Here is a 15132-nt window from a genome sequence, read left to right on the forward strand (position 1 = left end):
CGCGAATCTAACCCACGCGAGCGCCGTGCGCGCGCGTTTCGACGCCGCTTTCACGCCCGGCTCGCGCCTCCCCGCGTGCCTTCTAGCCGCCGCGCGGCGTCTGCAAAACGTCGATGAAGGCCGACAGATCGGCCTCGCACAGCCCCATCGCCGCACCGAGCCGCAGCAGTTGCTGAACCGTCGACGAAACCGGCATCGGCGTACCCGTCTCGTACGCCGTCGCGGCGACCGTGTCGATGTCTTTCTGGAACGTACGGAATGCGCCGATCGGCGCGAGACCGCTTTGCGTCATGCGCGGCACGAAAATCTGCAGCAGCACCGAATCGGCCCAGCCGCCGGCGAGGCCTTGTGTCAGTTTTGAGGCGTCGATGCCGCTGCGCTGCGCAAGGCTCACGGCCTCGGCGATCGCCGCCAGGGTCGCGGTGACGATGGTCTGATTACAGAGCTTGGTGGTTTGCCCCGCACCGACCTCGCCCATGTGCGTGACCCGGGCTGAATACGCGCCGAGGAGTGGCGTGACCACCTCGACGTCCGCTGCGGCACCGCCCGCCATGATCGCTAGCGTGCCCGCCGTCGCGCCCGCTACGCCGCCGGATACCGGCGCGTCGATCCAGCCGACGCCTGTGGCGCCTGTGCCTGCGGATTCGCGCTCTCGCCCACCCTCACCCGTAGCAGCAATCGGACCTTCCCCCGCAACTGCAGCCACCGCCGCCGCGCGCTGCGCGAACGCGCGCGTCGCGGCCGGCGGAATGCTCGAGTGATCGACGATCCAGCGCACGCGCCTCGGCGCGGTGGGTTCCACCCTCAGCAGTCCCTCTGCGCCGAACACCGTTTCTTCGACCGCCGCCGCATCCGCGACGCACAGCAGCACCACCTCGCACCGCGAGGCCAGTTCGCGAGGTGTATCGACCACTTTGGCCCCGTCTACCAGCAACGCTTCCGCCTTGGCTCGCGTGCGATTCCAGACGTGCACGGTATGCCCCACGCGCAGCAGATGCCGGATCATCGGCGCGCCCATCAGACCGGGACCGCAAAAACCAATTTCCACTTTCAAGCCTCGTCAGGTTTCAGATTTGAGTTGCGCGGACATCATAACGGCCTCGCTTCGCGGCGGCATATCGGGCACGCGATGTGCGGGATGACTTGCCCATACGAGCGATGTCAATGGCGATCCATTGCCTATACTTTTTTTGCACACCAACGAAGGTCAAAGGAGGAAGTTCATGTCAGAACATGTCTACAAACAAATCGAACTGACCGGCTCATCGACCAAATCGATCGACGACGCAATCAGCACCGCGATTACAAAAGCGTCGAAGACGCTGCGCAATCTGCACTGGTTCGAGGTAACGGAAACGCGGGGCCAGATCGAGAACGACAAGGTCGCCTACTGGCAGGTGACCATCAAGGTCGGCCTGCGCATCGACTAGCGCTTCGCCTGAAACATCTTCGGCGCATAAATCTGAAGCAAAAAAAAGCTGCGTCCGTACTGGACGCAGCGTCTTGAAGCAGCGGTTGCTGAGACCGCCGCCTGGTCGATCGTTACCCGGTCAATCCTTGCGCGATTCGTTCTCGATGATTCGCGCAAGCCAGATTACTTCGGCAGCGTACCGTCGACGCCTTCCACATACCAGTTCAGGCGTTGCAGTTCCGGATCGGTCAGCGTCTTGCCTGCCGGCACCTTCACCGAGCCGGACTGATCCTTGATCGGGCCCGTGAACACGTCCCACTTGCCGCCAGCCAGGTCGTCGCGCTTCGTCGCCACCTGCTTCTGCGCATCAGCCGAAATCGCCGACGTATTCAGGTCTTCAAGATTGACGGCCTTCTGCGGAATCCCCCACCACACCGGATCGTTCTTCCACTTGCCGTCCAGCACCTGCTGAATAGCCGAGTTGTAATACACGCCCCAGTGCGCGACCACCGACCCCAGGTGCGCCTCAGGACCGAACTTCTTCATATCCGAATCCCAACCGAACGCATGCACGTGCTTTTCCGATGCAGTCGCGAGCGTCGCGCTCGAATCGGTGTTTTGCAGCAGCACGTCGGCACCCTGGCCGATCAGCGTTTCAGCGGCCTGCTTTTCCTTGCCCGGATCGAACCAGCTGTTGATCCAGATGACCTTGGTGTGGATCTTCGGATTCACCGAACGCGCGCCGAGCGTGTACGCGTTGATGTTGCGGATCACCTCAGGAATCGGCACCGATGCGACAAAGCCGAGCGTGTTGGTCTTCGTCACATAGCCTGCAGCGACGCCTGCCAGGTAGGCGCCCTGGTACATGCGCACGTCATAGGTGCCGAAGTTCGGCGCCTTCTTGTAGCCGGTTGCATGCAGGAACACCGTATCCGGGAAGTCCTTTGCGACCTTCAGTTCGAAGTCCTGGTAGCCGAAGCTCGAACCGATGATGATCTTGTTGCCCTTGTTCGCCAGATCGCGGAACACACGTTCCGAGTCGGCCGATTCCGGCACGTTCTCGATGCGGGTGATCTTGATCTTGTTGCCGAACTTCGCTTCGGCTTCCTTCGAGCCCTGATCGTGCGCGAAGGTCCAGCCGGCGTCGCCCGGATTGCCGAGGTAGACGAACGCGACGCCCGGCGCGTCGGCCGCTTGCGCGGATTGCGCGAGCAGCGCGGCAAGCGCCAGGGAGGCCGCGCCCCATGCGAAGGCGGTCAGCAGATTTCTTCTCTTCATGTTTTCTCCTGTCGTGTTTGTCGATTGATTTGAAACGTGTGGTCGGTCATATGAAGCGACAAGCGTGTCAACCCGCAGAGAAAAACGGCTTGCCCAGCGACGCGGGTGCATTCAGACGAATCGTGTTCGGGTTGCGCGAAATCAGCACGAGCACGACGACGGTCGCGACATACGGCAGCATCGCCAGAAACTGCGTCGGCACCGGCACGCCGATGGCCTGAGCGTAAAACTGCAGGCCAGTCACGGCGCCGAACAGGAGCGCACCGATCAGGAGACGGCCCGGGCGCCATGTCGCGAACACCACCAGTGCGAGCGCGATCCAGCCGCGGCCCGACGTCAGCTGCTCCTGCCACAAGTGCAGGTTGACGATCGAGTAATAGCCGCCGGCGAGACCCGCCATGCCGCCGCCGAAGGCCACCGCGCCGTAACGCACGCCGACCACCGGAAAGCCGACCGAGTGCGCCACTTGCGGCGATTCGCCGACCGAACGCAGCACGAGGCCGGCGCGCGTGCGATACAGGAACCACCAGATCACCGCGAACATCAGAAACGCGAGGTAATCGAGCGGCGTGAGGCTGAAGAGCGCGGGTCCGAGCACCGGGATCTTAGAGAGACCCGGAATGGTCCATGTGTCGATCGTGGCGCGCACCGCAGCCGACGTGTACGGCTTGCCGACATACGCCGACAGGCCAATGCCGAAAATCGTCAGCGACAGGCCGGTGGCGACCTGGTTGGCGAGCATGGTCAGCGTGAGGAACGCGAACAGCATCGACATTGCGAGCCCCGCGCCGATCGCGGCGACCACGCCGAGCCACGGGTTGCCGGTAATGGCGGTGACCGCGTAGCCGGTCACCGCGCCCATCAGCATCATGCCTTCGACGCCGAGGTTGAGCACGCCCGATTTCTCGGTGACGAGTTCGCCCGCGCCCGCGAACATCAGCGGAATTGCGGCGGTGACGGCGCTCGAGGTGAGCGCGCTGGCTTGTTGAATATCCATGGAGATCCGCCGGGAAAATCAGTGGGCTTGCGCGGCGGCGGAACGCCGGCGCACGCGATAGTTCACGAACAGGTCGGCACCCAGCAGGCAGAACAGCAGCAGCCCCTGGAACACGCCGGAGAGCGCCTGCGGCAATTGCATCGAGGTCTGCACCGCTTCGCCGCCGAGGTAAAGCAGCGCCATCAGCAAGCTCGCGAGCACGATGCCGACCGGATGCAGCCGTCCCACGAACACGACGATGATCGCGGTGAAGCCATAGCCCGGCGACCATGTCGCCTGCAACTGACCGATCGGACCTGCGATCTCGCCCATCCCGGCGAGACCCGCCAGACCGCCGCTGATCAGCAACGACGTCCAGATGGTTTTCTTGTCGGAGAACCCGGCGTAGCGCGCGGCGAGCGGCGCGAGACCGCCGACGTTCATCCGGTAGCCCGCGAAGCTCTTGCGCATGAACAGCCACACGCACGGAATCGCGATCAGCGTGACGAACACCGATGCGTTCAGCCGCGTGCCGCGCAGCCATTTCCAGTGCCAGTCGCCGGAAAAGGTCGGGTACAGGGCGTCGCCGCTGAACATCTCCGAAAGCGGGAAGTTCATGCCCTGCGGATCGCGCCACGGGCCACTCACCAGATAGATCAGCAACTGCGTGGCCACATACGTGAGCATCAGGCTGACGAGAATCTCGTTGGTGTTGAAGCGGCTTTTCAGCAGCGCGGGAATCGCGGCCCACGCCATGCCGCCGAGCACGCCGGCGATCATCATGGTCGGCAGGATCCACCAGCCGCTGGCCTGATCGAAATAGATCGCGACGCCGCTGGCGGCGATGCCGCCAAGCAGCATCTGTCCTTCAGCGCCGATGTTCCAGACGTTGGCGCGATAACCGATCGCGAGGCCGAGGCCGATCAGGCACAACGGCGAAGCCTTCAGCAGCAGTTCGGACCAGCCGTTCACGCTGGAGAGCGGTTCGATGAAAAACGCGTGCATGGCTTCGAGCGGATCACGGCCGACCAGGCTGAAGATCAGGAAGCCGATCGCGAGCGTGAGCAACGCGGCGATCAGCGGCACGGCCAGCTGCATCGTGCGCGAGGGCGTCGTGCGTGCTTCGAGTCGATACGGAAGAATCATGGGAGCGTGTGCTTATGTGAGTGCTTATATCTGGTTCTGGTGCTTTAGCGTTGATCAGCCATCCGATCACGCATCGATATGTTCAGGCATGCGCCGGCTGTTCCGCCGACGGCGCCGCGCCCTCGCGGTCGCCGAACAGGCCCGCCATCCAGCGGCCGATTTCCTCGGCGTTAGTCGCTCCCGTAGCGCGCACGGGCGAGAGTCTGCCACCGGCCAGCACCGCGATGCGATCGCAGATGTCGAACAACTCCTCCAGTTCTTCGGAGATCACCAGAATCGCCACGCCGCGAGCGGACAGGTCGAGCAACTGCTGACGAATGAACGCCGCCGCGCCGACGTCGACACCCCAGGTCGGCTGTGCGACCACCAGCACCTTGGGCGCCTGCAGAATCTCGCGGCCCATGATGTATTTCTGCAGATTGCCGCCGGACAGGCTTTGCGCCAACGCTTCCGAGCCGCCGCAACGCACGTCGAACGCTTCGATGCAACGCTTGGCGAAGGCGCGCATCGCGCCCGCCTTGATCCAGCCGGAGTTCACCATCTGCTGGCGATGCGCGGTGAGCAGCGCATTTTCCGACAAGGTCATCGCCGGCACTGCGCCGCGGCCGAGGCGCTCTTCCGGCACGAAACCAAAACCGAGCGAACGCCGCCCACCTGCGCCGAGGCGCCCTGCCGCCTTGCCGCAGATCGTGACCGCATCGGCACGCGTACCGCGCTTTTCACCGGAGAGTGCCGATAGCAATTCGGCCTGACCGTTGCCCGACACACCCGCGATGCCGAAGATCTCGCCAGCATGGACGCCAAACGACACGTTATTGAGCGACGTGCCGAACGGATCGTCGCTTTCCACCGACAACTGCTTCACGTCGAGCAGCACAGCACCCGGCGTATGTTCGCGGCGTGTGTAATCCGGCAGCGAATGGCCGACCATCAACTGCGCGAGCGACGCATGTGTTTCTGCTTTCGGCTTCACGTGACCCGTCACGCGACCGCCGCGCATCACCGTGGCGGTGTCGCACAGCTCCTGGATCTCGTCGAGCTTGTGGCTGATATAGAGGATGCTGCAACCTTCCGCCGCAAGACGCCGCAGCGTCGCGAAGAGCTTGCGGACCGCTTGCGGCGTGAGCACCGAAGTCGGTTCGTCCATGATCAGGAGCCGCGGATTCTGCAGCAGGCAGCGCACGATTTCGACGCGCTGCCGCTCGCCCACCGTCAGGCTATGCACATGACGTTGCGGGTCGATGTCGAGGCCATAGTCAGCGGAGACTTCGCGGATGCGTTTAGAGAGCGTCTTCAGATCGAAGGGTTCGTCGAGCGCGAGCGCGATGTTTTCGCCGACCGTGAGCGTCTCGAACAGCGAAAAATGCTGGAACACCATGCCGATGCCAAGCTTGCGCGCCGCAGCGGGGCTCGCGATCTCGACCGGCTGGCCTTCCCATTGGATCTCACCGGCGTCGGGACGCACCGCGCCGTAGATGATTTTCATCAACGTGCTTTTGCCGGCGCCGTTTTCGCCGAGCACGGCATGGATTTCACCCGGCGCGACGATCAACGTGACGTCGTCGTTGGCGCGTACGGCCGGATATTGTTTGGTGATGCCATGAAGCATCAACCGGGGCGCCGCCTGTTCCGGCCTGTTTGCCGGCTGCGCGGCGGCGCCGTCGCTATAAGAAGAGTCGCTCATGTGATTCCGTAGTACGTCAGAGACTGCCGGTTACAGCGCGTCCGCCCGCCCTGTCAGCAGACGATCCGTCACCACAACCGGATGACAATACCTAAATCGACCGGCCCAGTCGAGCCGTCAAAATTCCCCGCAAACCCCCGTCGCAGCGTGCTCTGCGGGTATCCCACTCTTGACGTGGCTTTGTGTTCATATTAAAAGCCATATATACCCACGCCCGTTCGATCAGCCAGAACATATATTTCGGAGAAGTCATGAGTCAGCAACGCGAGGCGATCGATACGTATCTATTACGCGTCTTGCACACCCTGTTGATGGAACGCAGCGTCACGCGCGCGGCCGTCAAACTGAATCAATCGCAACCCGCCATCAGCGCGGCCCTGCGCCGTTTGCGCGACATCACCGGCGACCCGCTGCTGGTGCGCGGCAAATCCGGCATGGTGCCGACCGAGTACGGCCTGCGCCTGCTCGAACCGGTGCAAAACGCGCTGCGCGAGATCGAACGCATCAAGTTCCAGCAGCACAACTTCGATCCGGCCACGTCCATTCGTTGCTACCGGATCGGCTGCCCGGACTACCTGAACGTGCTGTTCGTGCCGACGGTGGTGGAGCGCTTTCGTCAGGCCGCGCCGAACGCGACGCTCGAGTTTCACTCGCTCGGGCCGGCGTTCGACTACGAACTCGCGCTCGAGGACGGCAAGCTCGACATCGTGGTCGGCAACTGGCCGGAACCGCCAGAGCAATTGCACCTGTCGAACCTGTTCGTCGACCAGATCGTCTGCCTGATGAGCAATGCGCATCCGTTCGCCAAACGCGGCGGGTTGACGCTCGACCAGTACCTGAATGCGCCGCATCTTGCGCCTACTCCTTACTCGGTGGGCCAACGCGGCGCGATCGACGTGCATCTCGCGCGCGAACGGTTAAAGCGTCACGTGGTCGTCACGTTGCCATACTTCAATCTGGCGCCTTACGTGCTGATCAAGTCCGATCTGATCTTCACAACGACGCGCCTGTTTGCCGACTACTACGCCAAGTTCCTGCCGCTGACCGTGGTGCCCGCACCGCTCGATTTCCCGCCGATGCAGTACTACCAGCTGTGGCACGAACGCGTGCATTACTCCGACGAAGTGCGCTGGCTGCGCAGCCTGGTCGCCGAAGCGACCAAAACGTTGATCGACAAGCCTTAATCTTTGCGCCGCGCTCTATCGGCATCCCGTCTTTGTGGATGCCGATAGACCTGCTTCTTCTACTTCGCCCTTACTCCGTCATCAGGCTGCCGCTTCGTACAGCGTCTTCGCCAACCGGTTGTGCTGCTCGATGACCGGTCCGAGTTCCAGCGTCGTCAACTGACCATTCTTCACCACCACCTTGCCGCCGATCACGCTATGACTCACCTGCGACGGCGCGCAGAATACCAGTGCCGCGACCGGATCGTGTAACGCGCCCGCAAACAGCGGCTGACGCAGATCGAAGGACACGAAATCCGCCGCCATGCCCGGCGCCAGTGCGCCGATGTCGTCACGATTGAGCACCTTCGCGCCGCCTAGCGTCGCGATCTCCAACGCTTCACGCGCGGTCATCGCATCCGGCCCGAAGCCGACTCGCTGCAGCAGCAGCGCCTGGCGCACTTCGGCGACCATTTGCGCGCCGTCGTTCGAGGCCGAACCGTCGACGCCCAGGCCTACCGGCACACCGGCCAGGCGCATCCGCTTGACCGGCGCAATTCCCGACGCCAGCCGCATATTCGAGCACGGGCAATGCGCAACGCCGGTACCCGTACGAGCAAACAGTTCGATGCCCGCGTCGTCGAGTTGCACACAGTGCGCGTGCCACACGTCGTGACCGACCCAGCCGAGGTCTTCCGCATACTCCGCCGGCGTCATGCCGAACTTCTCGCGGCTATACGCGATGTCGTTGACGTTCTCCGCCAGGTGCGTATGCAGCGACACACCGTAATGCCGCGCCATCACCGCCGATTCGCGCATCAGATCGCGGCTCACCGAGAACGGCGAGCACGGCGCGACCACGACACGCAACATCGCGTAGCGTCCTTCGTCGTTGTACGTCTCAATCAGCCGCTGCGTGTCCTTCAGGATGTCCGCTTCACGCTCGACCACCGAATCCGGCGGCAAACCGCCGTCCTTCTGCCCCACGCTCATGCTGCCGCGCGCTGCATGAAAACGCATGCCGATCCGCTCTGCCGCGACGATGCTGTCGTCGAGGCGGCTGCCGTTCGGGTAGATATACAAATGGTCGCTCGAGGTCGTGCAACCGGATAGCAACAGCTCGGCCATCGCCGTCAAGGTCGAGACTTCGATCATCTCCGGCGTGAGGTTCGCCCACACCTTGTAGAGGTTGGTCAGCCAGCCGAATAGCTCGGCGTTCTGTGCGGCCGGAATCGCGCGCGTCAGGCTCTGATACATATGGTGGTGCGTGTTTACCAGCCCCGGAATCACCAGGTGGCCGTGCATGTCCAGCACTTCGTCGGCCGTTTGCGGCAATTCCGCCGTCGGTCCGACCGCGACGATGCGGTTGTCCTCGATATACATGCCGCCGTCGCGCAGTTCGCGCCGGGCGCCGTCCATCGTGACCAGCATGTCCGCGTGCTTTACCAACATCGTTTTCTTCGGCTTGATAGCCGTCTGCTCCATCGTCATTCGTTTCTCCGCTTCATTGCTTCCGTGCAAAGCCGTTCGAACGCGATGTAACGGCACGCCAACCGTGCCGCCGCGTCCCGTCGAACGCCGTTGGCCCGGTTACCCAGCGTGTTTCCGCCGTCTTCGGGGTGTGCCGCGCTTCACTTGTGTTTGCTGCGGCGCACAGGTGTAACCTTCGACGGTCAAAATAATGCTGACAACTCGCGCCAGTGCGATACCCAACCTCACGCTGCCGATATAGTGGGCCTTTTTTGGCGCCGGTACGATCGAATTGCACGGCAATAGTCGAATGAATCGACTCAATGTGGCTTTCAACAGGCTGTCTGTCATGCGCCAGGTATTATCTTTCCTATCTCGCGCGCGCTGACGTGAACATCCTTTTTACAATGGCTGCCACGGCGCTCGCTTCAATTCGCCGACGGGTATGTAGCCACTGACGTGGAGCCTCGATCCGCCGCAACGTATTCTGGATCGGGCCGCCGCCGAAACCTCGCATTCACATAAGGAAAATTGCGAATGGGAAAGCTCACTACCCACGTGCTCGACACCGCGAACGGCCGTCCCGGCGCGGGCATCAAGGTCGAACTCTTCGCGCTCACCGGCGACACCCGCCGCGCGCTCAAAACCACCACCACCAATGACGACGGCCGCTGCGACCAGCCGCTGCTCGAAGGCGACGCATTGGTCCCGGGCGAATACGAACTCGTGTTCGGCGCCGGCGACTACTTTGCATCGATCGGCACGAAGGTGCCGGAGCCGCGTTTTGTCGATCGCGTCGTGTTGCGCTTCGGCGTGGCTGATGCCGGTGCGCACTATCACGTGCCGCTGCTGGTGTCGCCGTGGTCGTACAGCACCTATCGGGGCAGTTAAGCCGAACGGAGCATATCGATAGGCGTTGGAGGAAGACGAGGTTGAAGTCGCGCTGTATGTGCGAGCGCGCCCGATTGCACTGTGCGGATCCTTGGAGACACCCGCGAAGCGCAATCGAACGCGAGCGACTCGACCCGAAGTTCCAATAAAAAACGGCGCTGTGCGAACTGAGCGCACCGCGTCTCTCACCCCGCAGTCTGCGCAGCGACACCGTGCATGCCGACAACCCATCAACCGGGTCCCGAAGGCGCAATCAAGGCACAGGCGTCGTTGCGCGTACAACGAATCAGAAGTGGAGGAGTTTCATGGAAGGCTTTATCACTGACTGGCTGAACCTGGCATTGCGCTGGTTTCACGTCATCGTCGCCATCGCGTGGATCGGCGAATCGTTCTACTTCGTCGCGCTCGACAACAGCCTGAAACCGCCTACGGACCCGAACCAGCGCAAGCGCGGCGTGTTCGGCGAGTTGTGGCACGTGCACGGCGGCGGCTTCTACAACATGCAGAAGTACACCGTCGCGCCGCCGGAAATGCCGGACGATCTGCACTGGTCCAAGTGGCCGTCGTACACCACGTGGCTGTCGGGCGCGAGCCTCTTCACGGTGCTGTATCTGCTCTCGCCGTCCACGTACCTGATCGACAAGAACGTGCTCGACATGGGTCCGGTGGTCGCGGTTGCTTCGGCACTCGGCTTCCTCGCCGCAGGCTGGATCGTCTACGACTCGCTGTGCCGTCTGCTCGGCAACAAAGACAAGGTACTCGGCATCTGCGTCGGCATTTATGTGGTGGTCGCGGCGTACCTCGCGTGCCACATCTTCGCGGGCCGCGCGGCTTACCTGATCATGGGCGCGATGCTGGCAACGATCATGTCGGCGAACGTGTTCTTCGTGATCATCCCAGGTCAGCGCAAGATGGTTGCCTCGATGCTCAAGGGCGAAACCCCGAACCCGATCTACGGCAAGCGCGGCAAGCAACGTTCGGTGCACAACACGTATTTCACGCTGCCGGTGGTGTTCGCGATGCTGTCGAACCACTACGCGATGACATACACGAATCAGTACAACTGGGTCGTGCTCCTGATGATCATGCTGGCCGGCGCGCTGATTCGCCAGTTCTTCGTGATGCGTCACCGTGGCCAGGTACTGTGGTATCTGCCGCTGGTCGGTATCGTGCTGATGTTCGCCGCCCTCTTCTCGACGATGCCGAAGCCGGTCGTGCCGCAAGCACAAGCTGCGAATGCGCCGAGCATCAAGGTGGCCGATATCGCGCCGGTGCTGCAACAACGCTGCGTGGCATGCCACTCCGCCCATCCGACAATGATGGGCAGCGCCCCGGCTGGCGTGTTGCTGGATACGCCGGACGAGATCTCGCAGAACGCGCAGCGGATTTACCAGCAGGCAGTGACCTTGAAGGCGATGCCGCTGGGCAACGTCACGCATATGACCGACGACGAACGAATGAAGATCGCCGCGTGGTTCGAAGGCGGTGCGGTGAAGTAATGCGCTGGCCGGGCGTTGCGCCCGGCTTTGCAGAGCATGAAGCGGACTTTTCGCGCGAGCGGGAAGCCCGCTTTTTTGTTAGTCATTCGGTCCGGACGGCTTATCAGAATGATAAGGTGAATTGTAGCCCATGAGGCACAAATTCAGCGATATTCGATAAAATGTAGCCCATAAGGCACAAAATCGAAAGACTATACTGTGTCCTATAGGCTACAATATGGCCAATATCTGCCAATTTGACGCCCTGGGGCCACAAATGACCAATCTCGCTGACGTATCGGACATGCTGAAGACCGTTCGGCGCGAAAGTCACCTGTCTCAAGAGGAATTGGCGCGCCGCGCGGGCGTCGCCCGTACGACCGTCGCACGCATGGAAACGCTAGCCAAAAACGATATGAGCGTGTCGGTGCTGGTGCGCCTGCTCGAAGCGGCCGGCTACGACCTCAAGTTCGTCGCGCACGGTCACGGGCGGACGCTCGAAGATATCCTGGCTGAACAACGCATGCCGGACGCGGACTCATGAGGCTCAACGTTCAGGTACTGGGCAAGCACGTCGCTACGCTGTTTCGCGAGCGCGACGACTACGTCCTCAAATACAACCGTGATGCGACGGCGACCGACTTCGTCAGTCTGACCATGCCGGTACGCGAAGAAGCCTGGCGCTGGCCACGCGACCTGCATCCGTTTTTCCGGCAGAACCTGCCGGAAGGCTACCTGCTGAATCTGATCCGCGAGCAATTCGGTCCCCTACTCGACGGCACCGATCTGTCGCTGCTTGCCGTAGTCGGCGCCATGGGGATTGGCCGCGTCACCGTGACGCCCGAAGGCGTCGTGCCGGGCACCGAACTGCAAGCGCTAGACGTGCAGGACATCCTGCATGGTGACAACACGGCCGAACATTTTGCTTCACTGGTGCGCGAATATGCGCGCGCGGCTATCTCGGGCGCCGTGCCGAAGTTCATCGCGCCGCAGGCAGAAGCTTCCGGCGCGTCCGCCCCGATGCCGCTCGGCAAACCAACAATCCGAACGAGCCGCCACATCGTCAAAGGCTCCGACGACAACACGCCGTTTCTCGGCTTCAACGAGTTCTACTCGATGCGCGTGCTCGAACGGCTCGGCGTAGCGCCGGTCGCGCGCACGCAGATGTCGGACGACGGGCGCGCGTTGATCGTCGAGCGTTTCGACGTGGATGCGCATGGACTGCCCGCGTACGGCGTGGAGGACATGTGCGGTCTATTGGGCCTACCGCCGCACGAAAAATACAATTCGACCAGCGAAAAGATGCTCAATGCCGCACGCGCCTACCTGCTCGATCGCGACAGCATGCGACAGCAACTCGAGCATCTCGGCTGGCACTTGCTGACGAACTACGTCGTGCGCAACGCGGACTGCCATACAAAGAATGTCGCGCTGTTTTACACGTCGGTGGACGACGTCGCGTTTACGCCCGTCTACGACATCGTCACGACGCAGGCTTATCCACGTTTCGCGGCCAATCCGCCGGGCCTGCCGATCGACGGACGTAAAACCTGGGCGGCCGGCAAAACGCTCGAGCGATTTTTCAACACGCGCATGGGAATCGCGCCGCGGCAATACGCACAGATGGTCGAAGCGTTATGCGACTCGGCCGTCGCCGTCGGTCACGAGTTGATTGAAGCGGCGCGCAACGAGCCGCAGTGGCGCAACGTCGCCAAGCAGATGCTGCATGCGTGGGACGATGGTATGGCGTCGTTGCGATCGCCGAAGAAGAGCTTGCAGTTCAAAGGACTCAAACCGGCGATCGAAGCGGCGGGATTTTCCGCACCGGAGCCGGCTGAACATGCGCGTGAAGTCATCGGGCATTCACCGCTTCTCGGCAAGCGCAACTGACCAACGAGATTGCGCCCCGCAGTGTGGTGGTCCGCAAATGAAAAAACACCCCAAAATCGTTGGACGGGTGTCCAACTTTTGGGGTGCAGTTCATCACGGGCGGCTTTTTTATAACCAGCCTGCTCAACGTACTACGCTAACGCAAGCTAAGGCAACGACCTCAAACGGTCACCGCGCTCAACGCATCTTCAGTCAGCCAGAGCGATTCGGCCAGATCCTGCTCGTTCAGGTTCAACCCGTCGCCGCCGCGATCGACGACGATAAAGTCGCTCACGTCGCCCAACGCGATCAGCGGATGGTGCCAGACGCCCTTCGCGTAGTTCACACCCTGCCAGCCGCTCGTCACGAACGCACGAATCTGCTTCGGATCCAGCTCGCCCGCCGGCGCCACGACCACCAGATACGGCTTGTCGTTCAGCGGCACGAAGGCCTGGCTGCCCAGCGGATGACGTTCGAGCATCTTCACTTCGAACGGCAGCGTGCGCGGCTGACCGCGAAACAGGTTCACCAGTGTGCGGCCGTTCTCGTCAGTCACGTCCACTTTCGCGAGATCGTGATAGCGGATCGTGGTGCCGAGATTGATCGGAATCTGCTTCGCGCCTTCGAGTTCGACCACGTCGCCGAATGCGGCGAACGCGTCCTTCGTCAACGGTTCGATCGCCAGCGTTTTCATGATGTGAGCGTGCCCCACAGACGCAGACGCGACACGCCGCCGTCCGGAATGATGTTGAAGCGCACGTGCGTAACCGGACCCAGCGCAGCGATTTCGCTTTCGAAATAGTGCTGGTTGTCCATCTTCAGCTTCTGTTCGCCCAGCAGCACCGGCCAGAACATGGCTTGCGTGATCAGCGAGCTGTCCGTGCCGCCCGTCACATACGCGGCCTGGATCGAGCAACGGTCCGGATAGTTGCCCTTAAAGTGAGCCGTATCGACTTCGATCTTCCTGATCACGCCCGGTTGCGCCAGCGCGACGATCGCCCAGTCATTGCCCGGTTCACGGCGGCGACGCGTTTCCCAGCCGTCGCCCATGTTCACGCCGCGGCCCGGCATCAGAATCGTCGATGCAGCGCCGAAGTGCTGGTTGTTCGCCGCGACCAGATACGCGCCGTTTTCCATCGCGGCCAGATCGAACTGCTCGGTGCGGCTTGCGCCCGCCCAGTCGACTTGCGGCTGGCCATACACACGCAGACGCGCAATACCGCCGTCCGGGTAGATGTTGACGCGCAAGTGCGTGTAGGCGTTCGTGTCGCTGACTTCGTGATAGTGGTGGCTGTTGCCTTGCAGCGTGGTCGACGGGACGATTTCGGTCCATTGCGTCGACTGGTTCGGCACGCCGTCCACGACGCGCGCAGCCTCAACCGAAGCCGCCGGCGGGAAATTACCCGTGAAGTGGCTGGTGTCGAGGTCGAGACCCTTGATCACGCCCGGACGCGCGAGCTTCACGACGCACCAGTCATAACCGTTGGCGCGCTTGCGGCGCGTTTCCCAGCCGTCCATCCACTTGCCGTTGTCGTCGTACTTGCCCGGAATGAAGACGGCCGGCTCCGGATTCAGCATGCGTTCCTTCGGTGCGAAGAAATCGTCGCTGGCCTCGAGCGCCTGCGCGCCCAGACGCGGGTCCGCCAGGTTCACATAGCGGCGCGTGAATTCCGGTGCGTTGGGGTCGAGAATCGGGAGTGCCATCTTTGTCTTCCTTAATGTTTGTTGGTACTGAAAAAACGTTTCGGTTCGAGGTCCGCGACGCG

At 62.2% G+C, this 15132-nt stretch carries 14 protein-coding genes; 6 read left to right on the forward strand and 8 right to left on the reverse strand.

Going from position 1 to position 15132, the window contains the following annotated elements:
* Nucleotides 1-82: 82 nt before the first annotated feature.
* The gene (locus PQQ86_RS10455; RefSeq protein ID WP_408266334.1) at nucleotides 83-1048 is read right to left on the reverse strand and encodes an NAD(P)-dependent oxidoreductase; all 966 of its coding nucleotides are present in this window, start codon (nucleotides 1046-1048) and stop codon (nucleotides 83-85) included.
* Nucleotides 1049-1223: 175 nt separating this feature from the next.
* On the opposite strand from PQQ86_RS10455, the gene PQQ86_RS10460 reads away from it, so the two are divergent.
* Complete coding sequence (locus tag PQQ86_RS10460; protein WP_074283352.1) at nucleotides 1224-1430, forward strand: dodecin; 207 nt, start codon at nucleotides 1224-1226, stop codon at nucleotides 1428-1430.
* Between the two features lie 164 nt (nucleotides 1431-1594).
* Here PQQ86_RS10460 and PQQ86_RS10465 read toward each other — a convergent pair whose 3' ends face one another.
* The 4 genes from PQQ86_RS10465 to PQQ86_RS10480 all read right to left on the reverse strand — a co-directional run bounded on the left by PQQ86_RS10465 (nucleotide 1595) and on the right by PQQ86_RS10480 (nucleotide 6495).
* On the reverse strand, nucleotides 1595-2689 hold the full coding sequence (locus PQQ86_RS10465; RefSeq protein WP_408266336.1) for a BMP family ABC transporter substrate-binding protein: 1095 nt from the start codon (nucleotides 2687-2689) through the stop codon (nucleotides 1595-1597).
* 67 nt (nucleotides 2690-2756) lie between these two features.
* Nucleotides 2757-3686: an ABC transporter permease gene (locus PQQ86_RS10470; protein ID WP_097392900.1), complete on the reverse strand. Its 930-nt coding sequence runs from the start codon at nucleotides 3684-3686 to the stop codon at nucleotides 2757-2759.
* Between the two features lie 18 nt (nucleotides 3687-3704).
* Nucleotides 3705-4811: an ABC transporter permease gene (locus PQQ86_RS10475; RefSeq protein ID WP_408266339.1), complete on the reverse strand. Its 1107-nt coding sequence runs from the start codon at nucleotides 4809-4811 to the stop codon at nucleotides 3705-3707.
* Between the two features lie 82 nt (nucleotides 4812-4893).
* The gene (locus tag PQQ86_RS10480; protein ID WP_408266341.1) at nucleotides 4894-6495 is read right to left on the reverse strand and encodes an ABC transporter ATP-binding protein; all 1602 of its coding nucleotides are present in this window, start codon (nucleotides 6493-6495) and stop codon (nucleotides 4894-4896) included.
* Between the two features lie 251 nt (nucleotides 6496-6746).
* On the opposite strand from PQQ86_RS10480, the gene PQQ86_RS10485 reads away from it, so the two are divergent.
* Nucleotides 6747-7679 (forward strand): LysR substrate-binding domain-containing protein, encoded by a 933-nt coding sequence (locus PQQ86_RS10485; protein WP_012433318.1) that lies wholly within the window; start codon nucleotides 6747-6749, stop codon nucleotides 7677-7679.
* 81 nt (nucleotides 7680-7760) lie between these two features.
* Here PQQ86_RS10485 and PQQ86_RS10490 read toward each other — a convergent pair whose 3' ends face one another.
* Nucleotides 7761-9149, reverse strand: a complete 1389-nt coding sequence (locus tag PQQ86_RS10490; protein ID WP_408266343.1) for an 8-oxoguanine deaminase — start codon at nucleotides 9147-9149, stop codon at nucleotides 7761-7763.
* A 516-nt stretch (nucleotides 9150-9665) separates the two neighbouring features.
* On the opposite strand from PQQ86_RS10490, the gene uraH reads away from it, so the two are divergent.
* The 4 genes from uraH to PQQ86_RS10510 all read left to right on the forward strand — a co-directional run bounded on the left by uraH (nucleotide 9666) and on the right by PQQ86_RS10510 (nucleotide 13387).
* Nucleotides 9666-10019 carry a hydroxyisourate hydrolase gene (uraH, locus tag PQQ86_RS10495; RefSeq protein ID WP_408198262.1) on the forward strand — a complete coding sequence of 118 codons (354 nt, stop codon included), beginning with the start codon at nucleotides 9666-9668 and terminating at the stop codon, nucleotides 10017-10019.
* A 305-nt stretch (nucleotides 10020-10324) separates the two neighbouring features.
* Entirely contained in the window at nucleotides 10325-11518 is a 1194-nt protein-coding gene (locus tag PQQ86_RS10500; protein ID WP_408266346.1) for a urate hydroxylase PuuD, read from the forward strand.
* Nucleotides 11519-11774: 256 nt separating this feature from the next.
* On the forward strand, nucleotides 11775-12041 hold the full coding sequence (locus PQQ86_RS10505; protein WP_325045965.1) for a helix-turn-helix domain-containing protein: 267 nt from the start codon (nucleotides 11775-11777) through the stop codon (nucleotides 12039-12041).
* Nucleotides 12038-13387, forward strand: a complete 1350-nt coding sequence (locus PQQ86_RS10510; protein ID WP_408266348.1) for a type II toxin-antitoxin system HipA family toxin — start codon at nucleotides 12038-12040, stop codon at nucleotides 13385-13387. The genes PQQ86_RS10505 and PQQ86_RS10510 overlap by 4 nt, the downstream gene beginning before the upstream one ends.
* Nucleotides 13388-13547: 160 nt before the next feature.
* On the opposite strand, the gene PQQ86_RS10515 is transcribed toward PQQ86_RS10510, so the two are convergent.
* Together PQQ86_RS10515 and alc are read right to left on the reverse strand one after the other, a co-directional pair.
* Nucleotides 13548-14060: an ureidoglycolate lyase gene (locus PQQ86_RS10515; protein WP_408266350.1), complete on the reverse strand. Its 513-nt coding sequence runs from the start codon at nucleotides 14058-14060 to the stop codon at nucleotides 13548-13550.
* A complete protein-coding gene (alc, locus tag PQQ86_RS10520; protein ID WP_408266352.1) occupies nucleotides 14057-15070 on the reverse strand; it encodes an allantoicase in 1014 nt (337 codons plus the stop codon). Before alc ends, PQQ86_RS10515 begins: the two co-directional genes overlap by 4 nt.
* Nucleotides 15071-15132 lie beyond the last annotated feature (62 nt).

Origin of the sequence: Paraburkholderia sediminicola, assembly GCF_046026675.1 — a bacterium.
Classification (GTDB): Bacteria; Pseudomonadota; Gammaproteobacteria; order Burkholderiales; family Burkholderiaceae; genus Paraburkholderia; species Paraburkholderia sediminicola_F.